This window comes from Methylomagnum sp. (assembly GCF_054333355.1).
Genome location: NZ_JBTEKS010000212.1, coordinates 1 through 7,789 on the forward strand (window position 1 = coordinate 1; position 7,789 = coordinate 7,789).

8 protein-coding genes are annotated in these 7,789 nt (G+C 60.5%); all 8 read left to right on the plus strand.

Annotated features, from left to right (window positions below; translation table 11 throughout):
• The coding region (locus tag ACXWUF_RS14915) for a sulfite exporter TauE/SafE family protein (RefSeq protein ID WP_458495443.1) at positions 1-381 on the plus strand (381 nt) is incomplete at its 5' end.
• Positions 382-406: 25 nt separating this feature from the next.
• On the plus strand, positions 407-691 hold the full coding sequence (locus ACXWUF_RS14920) for a SelT/SelW/SelH family protein (RefSeq protein ID WP_458495444.1): 285 nt from the start codon (positions 407-409) through the stop codon (positions 689-691).
• Positions 692-899: 208 nt separating this feature from the next.
• Positions 900-1,481 (plus strand): GspH/FimT family pseudopilin, encoded by a 582-nt coding sequence (locus ACXWUF_RS14925; RefSeq protein ID WP_458495445.1) that lies wholly within the window; start codon positions 900-902, stop codon positions 1,479-1,481.
• The gene (gene pilV / locus ACXWUF_RS14930) at positions 1,472-2,008 is read left to right on the plus strand and encodes a type IV pilus modification protein PilV (RefSeq protein ID WP_458495446.1); all 537 of its coding nucleotides are present in this window, start codon (positions 1,472-1,474) and stop codon (positions 2,006-2,008) included. Before ACXWUF_RS14925 ends, pilV begins: the two co-directional genes overlap by 10 nt.
• Complete coding sequence (locus ACXWUF_RS14935; protein ID WP_458495447.1) at positions 2,005-3,171, plus strand: PilW family protein; 1,167 nt, start codon at positions 2,005-2,007, stop codon at positions 3,169-3,171. The genes pilV and ACXWUF_RS14935 overlap by 4 nt, the downstream gene beginning before the upstream one ends.
• Before the next feature lie 12 nt (positions 3,172-3,183).
• A complete protein-coding gene (locus ACXWUF_RS14940) occupies positions 3,184-3,735 on the plus strand; it encodes a pilus assembly PilX family protein (RefSeq protein WP_458495448.1) in 552 nt (183 codons plus the stop codon).
• 557 nt (positions 3,736-4,292) lie between these two features.
• On the plus strand, positions 4,293-7,358 hold the full coding sequence (locus ACXWUF_RS14945; RefSeq protein WP_458495449.1) for a pilus assembly protein: 3,066 nt from the start codon (positions 4,293-4,295) through the stop codon (positions 7,356-7,358).
• Positions 7,359-7,395: 37 nt separating this feature from the next.
• Positions 7,396-7,789: type IV pilin protein (locus ACXWUF_RS14950; RefSeq protein WP_458495450.1), on the plus strand; the 394-nt coding region annotated here is incomplete at its 3' end.

The following is a 7,789-nucleotide window of genomic DNA, read 5'->3' on the forward strand; positions in this document are numbered from 1 at the left end:
TTAGGTATCGGCGCGGTGTCGTCCTTGCTCGGCATCGGCGGTGGCACCCTGAGCGTGCCGTTCCTGCTCAAATGTCGTTATTCCATCCGTCACGCGGTGGCGATTTCCTCGGCCTGCGGCTTTCCCATCGCGGTGGCCGGCACCTCGACCTATATTGTGCTGGGCTGGCACAAGGCGTCCCTGCCGCTGTGGAGCTTCGGCTACGTCTATCTCCCCGCGCTTGCCGGGATTATTTTGACCAGCATCCCCTTCGCGCCGCTGGGGGCGCATTTGGCCCATCGGCTGCCCACGGGTGGACTCAAAAAAGTATTCGCGCTGCTGCTGGCCCTCATCGGGTGTCGGCTATTGTGGCAGGCCGCGCAGACTTGGATTGAAATTTGAACCCTAGTTAAACAGGAGGTCCGGTATGACCGGCAAACCACGCATCGAAATCGAGTATTGCACCCAGTGCCGCTGGCTGCTGCGGGCGGCTTGGCTGGCTCAGGAGCTTCTGACGACGTTCGAGGAAGAACTAGGCGGCGTGACCTTGGCGCCCGGCACGGGCGGGATTTTCGAGGTACGCCATGGCGAGACGGTGCTATGGTCCCGCAAGGCCGAGGGGCGCTTTCCCGAAGCCAAGGAGCTTAAGCAACGAGTGAGAGATATCGTTGCCCCGGAAAAAAGCCTGGGTCATTCAGATACTCGACCGTGACCGCTAGTCTTTTTGAATGTGGATGCCCGCAATCCAATAAAAATATAAGCCCCTATTTTATGGAGCTTTTCGCGTTTACATCGACAAAGCCTAAAATTCGGAAAGTCGGCCTCGTTGGATTTAACGCTTCGGTCATTTCATCGGAAATTTGCTACCGCCAGTCGCTTTCAGCCACCAGCCTGGCAAAAGTTCACTATACGTTAAAGGCATGAAAATTCGACTTGTCCAACAAGGCTTCACCCTCATCGAACTAGCGGCCACCGGCGCGGTGATCGCCATCACCCTAATGCTGGGAGTGCCCAGCTTCAAAGATGTCATTCAGAACAACAAAATGACGTCCGTCATCAATGAATTCGTGACGGACTTCAACATCGCCCGGAGCGAAGCCATCAAACGGGCAAGGCCAGTGGCGTTGTGCAAGCGGAATACAGCGGGCACGGCATGTAGCAATAACAACAGCGACACTGTATGGCTTAGGGGCTGGCTGGTGGTGGTGGACGTGAACGGTAACAATGTGTTCAGCCAAGCCGACGGCGATGAAATCATCAGAACCCATAGCGCCCTGACCAGCAGCCTCGCCAGCCTGTCCTCCGGCAGAAATCGGTACACTTATAGCGCCGACGGCTTTGCCGTGGGCTTTACCGATTCGTTCGTTTTCTGCGACAGCCGGGGAACAAGCAAGCTGAGGGCGCGGATACTGAACAACACCGGCAGGCTCCGCGAAGCGTTGGATAGCAATCACAACGGAATACCGGAAAACGACGGCGGCGGCGATTATTCATGCCCATGAAAACCAAGACGCTCCATGGCAAGCCGAATGGCAAAGACGGCGGCTTCACACTGATCGAGGTGCTGGTCGCCGTCGTGGTGCTTGGCGTCGGCCTGCTGGGGCTGGCGGGACTGCAAGTCAGTGGGCTGTATTACAACCATAGCTCTTCCCTCCGCGCACAGGCCACCCTGCTGGCCTCCGATATTGCGGAACGCATGCAGGCGAACCCCTTGGGGGTGCTGGCCCTTAGCTACCACAATCCGGTGGCGGAAGAAATCCCTGCTTGCTTGACCGTCGCGGGATGCACCCCCGCCCAGATGGCTCAACATGATGCCTTTGAATGGAGCCGCGCCCTGAGCACTCAACTGCCAGGGGGAGGGGGCGCGATATGCCTGGACAGCACGCCCAATGACGGCAGCTCCGGTGCCCCCGCCTGCGATGGGGTGGGCACCATATACGCCATCAAGGTGTGGTGGACGGGGCGGATATGGCAAGACAGCCAGTTGGTGGATGGCGAGGAAATCTTCAGAACGAGCTACCAGCCATGACCAAGCGCTTCATCCATCGGACCCCAGGCCACCCGTCCCAACGGGGGATGTCCCTCGTCGAAATCATGGTGGCGATGATCGCCGGCTTGATTCTCATGGCGGGCGTCGGGCAGCTATTTACGAGCAGCAAAAAAACCGCCGATGTCCAAGACACGCAGGCGCGCTTGCAGGAGAACGCCCGTCTGGCCATGCAAGTGCTAGCCAGGAGCGTCCGCGAGTCGGGTTATATCGGATGCTCAAGCAGGGTGGGGCTGTCCAATGTCCTGAATCCGGCGGTGGCCGGCCCGCACGCCTATTCGGACGACTATCAATACGAAGGCTTTGGGTACGCGGTCGATGCCAGGCTTTCGACCATCGCGGCCATCTTTGGCTTCGAGTGGACGGCCGGCGCCGCGACCGACACGGCGGCGGGGAACTGGACCCCCGCCCTCGACGCCAGCATCACCAGCCCCAGCCCCGGCAGCGATGTCCTGACCGTCCGGGGACCGCTGGGCGAGGCCTCGACACTACAGCAAGTCGGGGCGGCGCCCCCCGTCACCAGCTACAGCGGGAACGCCAACCTCACCGTGGGCGCCAGCCCCGACTTTTCGAGCTGCGACATCGTCTTGGTGTCCAACTGCACGAGCGCCGTCATGCTGCAAGTCACCAACGATCCAGTCGGCGGCATCATTCAACATGCGACCAACGGCTGCACACCCGAACCCGGCCCCGACAACGCCGTCGACACGCTGAACGGCAATGTCTTCAGCGCCGGCGACAGCGTGGTCCGATACGGCACCACCAGCTTTTATGTGAGGACCGGCGGCGGCACGGGCAACACCGAGCCGACCCTATACCGCCGCGTCACTGGAGGCAATGCCGAGGAGATCGTCGAGGGTGTGGAACAAATGCAGATCCGCTACGGCGAAGACACCGAGGCGCTTCCCGTCCCCGTCACGGCCTTGCCGGACTTCACGCCCAACCGCTACGTGACCGCCGACCAGGTCGCCGACTGGCGCCGGGTGGTCAGCGTGCGGATCAGCCTGCTGCTGCGAACCAGGGAAGACAACGTAGCGGCGACGCCCCAGACCTACACCTTCAACGGCGCCGCCGTGACGGCCCCCGACCGCAGGCTGAGGCAAGTGTTCACCACCACCCTCGGCGTCCGCAACCGCCTGCCCTAGCAAGACACAACCATGCGCGTGGATAACATCAAGCACTTCATCGAATGCCAAGGGCAGCGGGGCGCCGCGCTCATCGTCAGCCTTCTGATCCTGACCATCATGACGGTGATCGGCGTGACCAGCATGCAGTCCACCTCGCTGGAGGAAAAAATGACGGGCAACCTGCGCAACAACTCACTGGCTTTCGCGGCCGCCGAGGCGGCCTTGCAGCAGGCCGAAAACTTGCTCGCGCCCACGGCGGAACTGCCAACCTTCACCAACACGGGCAACGGCGGATTTTACGGCAAGGATGCGACCGCCGACTCGTCCAGATGGAAAACCGTTTGGACCACCGGGAACGTGACCTCCTACATGGGCATCACCCTCGCCAAGGTGACGACCTTGCCGATGTTCATCGTCGAGGAACTCACCTACACCACACAAGGCGGGAGCGCGGGGGGGAGCCTGGAGGCCGGGGTTGAGCAACTGGCGGGCGCGCCGCGCTCCTGGTATCGGATCACGGCGCGTGGCACGGGCGGCACCGATAACGCGGAAGTCATCCTGCAATCTGTTTACCGGCGATAGTTTCGTCAAGGCCAGCCCAGCAAATCCTTTTTCGGTACATCAACATGAAACCGCAGCCTACGCATAAGAAAACACATCGCCCCGTTGCTTTGGGATTGGTCGCCGCGCTCTGCTCGGGACCGGCGGCGGCTGTGACCCCCGCACAATCGCCATTGTTCCTGTCCATTGTGTCGGCCAAGCCCAACATCATGCTGATGGTGGACAATTCGATATCCATGGATCAGCCGCTAGACGCCGGTTCGCTCTACGCCAATGATCCGCCTCCGGTGGGATATAGCTACACTTGCCCCACCACTAAAGCGCTTAGCAATAGCCCCGGCGCCGGTTCAGGCACCGGAACATCGGCCTCGCCCTACGTCGTCGTGGCCAGGGCATGTTCAACGCCAAGGTTTAAAGTCACAACAAACACCCCCTCCTGCAGCAACTCGACAACAGGCGCGCCATTTGGCAGCGGTTCGAGTCAACGGTGCTTTAATAGCGCCAAATATTACACAATTCAGAAATATGGTGGCGGGAGTGTTAGCGGACTGACCGGCTATACCCTGCTGGGCAGCTATTTGAATTACTATTTCGCCGAAGGCACGTTCAACAATAGCCTGTCCGCCACCCTGGACCTCACCCGCCTGGAGGTGGCGAAGGAGGGCGCCAACGCGCTGGTGGACTCCATCACCCCGGCTTCGGGAGAGCTTGCGAGCCTGCGCCTGGGCTTAACCACCTACAACGCCGCCGATGGCGGCAAACTCCTGACGCAGATCGACGATTTGACGCCAAGCCAGGCCACCTCGATTAAATCCCAGATCAACGCGCTCACCGCCAGCTCCAATACCCCATTGGCCGAAACCTTGTCGGACATTGGCCGCTATTTCTCAATGGGATACACCGGCAACCTGACCCTCCACCCCGGCACGGCCTCACAGGCCACCGCCACGGTGGCCTCCACATTCAACAACCACTGCATCACCAGCGGCGGCTCACAGAATTGCAACTTGACTCCGCCCATTCAAAGCTGGTGCCAAAAAAGCTTCGTGGTGCTGCTGAGCGACGGGCTGCCCTCTTCGGATCGCAACCTCAGCACCCCTCTGCGGGACTACGACAGCGACTGCGACGCCGCCCATAGCTGCCTGGCCAACAACTACGACATGAAGTGCGGCTTCGCCTATCCGGGCGGCAACGGCACTTGTAGCCCTTCAAAAAGCGTCCCCAACGCCGGCTCCGAATCCAGCGACTACCTTGACGACGTAGCCCAGGCCCTGCACGAGATTGATTTGCGGCCCGATCTAACAAAGCCGAGCAACACATATAAAAACAACCTCACCATTTACACGGTGGGCTTCGCCGATCCCGCCATCGATCCAAGTCAGCCGGGGGTCAATACGCTCTTGGCAGACACCGCCGCCCAAGGGGGGGGGGAGTTTTATTACGCCTCCAGCGGCACCGCCCTGGGTAACGCCTTAAAAAGCACCGTGAGCGCCATCTCCGGGGAAGTGGGATCGTCCGCCTCGGTGGCCACCAACTCCTCGCGGGTCGAGGAGGGATCGACCATCTATCAAGCCATGTTCGACAGCACCGACTGGATCGGGAGCTTCCTGGCTTATGGAATCAACACCGACGGCAGCATCAACCCGACGCCCCTCTGGAACGCGGCGGAGAAGATACCCAGCCCGTACACCTCACGCACCATCCTGACTTACAATCCAAGCTCGCATACCGGCACGACATTCGCCTGCGCGAACCTCACCAGCGGAACGGGCAGCCAGCGCGAACTCCTAGGCATAGCCGACTGCAACGATTCAAATGACCTCGGCGTATGGCGCTTGAATTACCTGCGCGGCGATTCAACCCACGAGAAGCCCAATTCGCTACGCCATGACACCGAGAACGAGACCCGGAGCAGCGACCCCAACGTGGCCGTCTTCCGCAACCGGACCCATCTCAATGTGCTAAATAACGACGCCACTGGCGACGACCCCTGGCTGCTCGGCGACATCGTGAACTCCAACCCGGTCTTCGTGGGCACCCCCGACTACGGCTATAAAGACCTGACCGGGACGGAAGGCACGAGCTACGCGAGCTTCCGCGAAGGCGGCTCCTACACCGGGCGGACCAAAATGATTTATGTCGGTGCCAACGACGGCATGCTGCATGGCTTCAACGCCCATGGCACCGGCACGGACGCGGGGGTGGAGAAAGTGGCCTTCGTCCCCAACGCCGTGTATGGGAATTTCACCTCCCTGAGCGACCCTAATTTCCTTTTCAACCATCGGTATTTCGTGGACGGCTCGCCCCGTGCCGGAGACGCTTATTTCGGTGGCGCCTGGCACACCGTGCTGGTGGGGACGACGGGGGCCGGGGGACACGGGGTTTTCGCGTTGGATGCGACCAATCCAGACGCGGGCTTCAGCGCCAGCGACGTGCTGTGGGAGTTCAGCGATACCGACGCTCCCGTGGCGGCGAATCTAACCACCGACTCGTCCTCATTGCGGGGCTTCCAGAACAATCTCGGCTACACGATGACGCAAGCATCCATCGTCCGCATGAAGGATGGCTCGTGGGCGGCGGTCCTAGGGAATGGCTACGGGAGTGTCAACAACAAGGCCGTGCTTTATATCGTTAATGCGCAGAATGGCAACATCATCAGGGCGCTCAGCACGGAAACAGGCTCATCCACGGAACCCAATGGCTTATCCACGCCCATCGCGGTCGATGTGGATAGCGACCGGGTCGTGGATTACATCTATGCGGGGGATTTGCAGGGGAACCTATGGAAATTTGACGTGAGCAGCACCAGCGCCTCTAGCTGGAATGTCGCCTATAGCGGAACCCCCCTGTTTGTCGCCTGCGACCGAAGCGAAACCTCCTGCGCTACCGCCCACCGCCAACCGATCACCTCCAAGCCGCAGGTCGGCGCGGGGTCTTCGGGCGGCTACATGGTGTACTTCGGCACGGGCAAATATTTTGAGTCCATGGACAACGATGTCTCCGCCCCTCAAACACAAACCTTCTACGGCGTCTGGGATAACGGCGCCACGGTTCAGAGCCGGGCCGACCTACAAGAACAGACGATAGTGTCCGAAGCCGATGGCTTGAGGCTAAGCTCAGAAAACCCTGTGGATTACCCCACCAAGAAGGGCTGGTTCATGGACCTTAGGAAGCCGGGCACTCCGTTGACATACCAAGGAGAACGGGTCATCAGTTTCCCGCAATTGCGGGGAACCCGGGTGATCTTCACGACGCTTATCCCCCTCCCCACCAGCGAGGGCCAAGACCAGTGCACCACGGTCTCGGATGGAACCGGCTGGCTGATGGAATTGACCGCCCTGACCGGAACGCCGCTGCCCACCAGCGGCCCGGCACCTTGGGACATCAACCAAGATGGCGTGATTGACTCCAACGACACGTACTCCTACAACAACAACACACACAATGTCTCGGGCATCCAGTCCACTGTCGGCATGCCCACCGCGCCGGGCGTAATCAAATTGACCGATGACGGGAGCGACACAGGGTGCCGGGAAATGAAATATATCGTCGGCTCCAGCAGCCAAATCGAGAGCCGGTTGGAATCCTGCACCAGCGGCGGTGGCGCATCTTCCGGACGGCAGGCGTGGCGGCAATTGCGCTAAGCTTGGCAATCAAACACAGCAGAGCAGGTGTAGCAACGTGAAAGCGAACAAGCATCCCAGAGGGTTCACCTTGTTGGAACTGATGATGGCCCTGGGCATCGTCGGCATTTTGGGCGCGATAGCCTATCCCAGCTATCAGAAGCAAATGGAGAGAACCCGCCGCGCCGACGCGGAGGGCGCACTCCTGGGGCTGGCGAACGCGATGGAGCGGCACTTCACAGAGACCAACTCTTACCTGGACGCGGCCGGCACGGCGGGGACGCCAGCGCCCACCGGGTATCCGCGCATCTACCCCACGCAATCCCCGCTGGATGGAGCCACCAAGTATTACGACCTAACCATTAACGCGGCCACCGCCACGACCTATACCCTGCGGGCCACGCCCATTTCCAACAGCCCCCAAGCCCATGATAAGTGCGGGACATTGACCC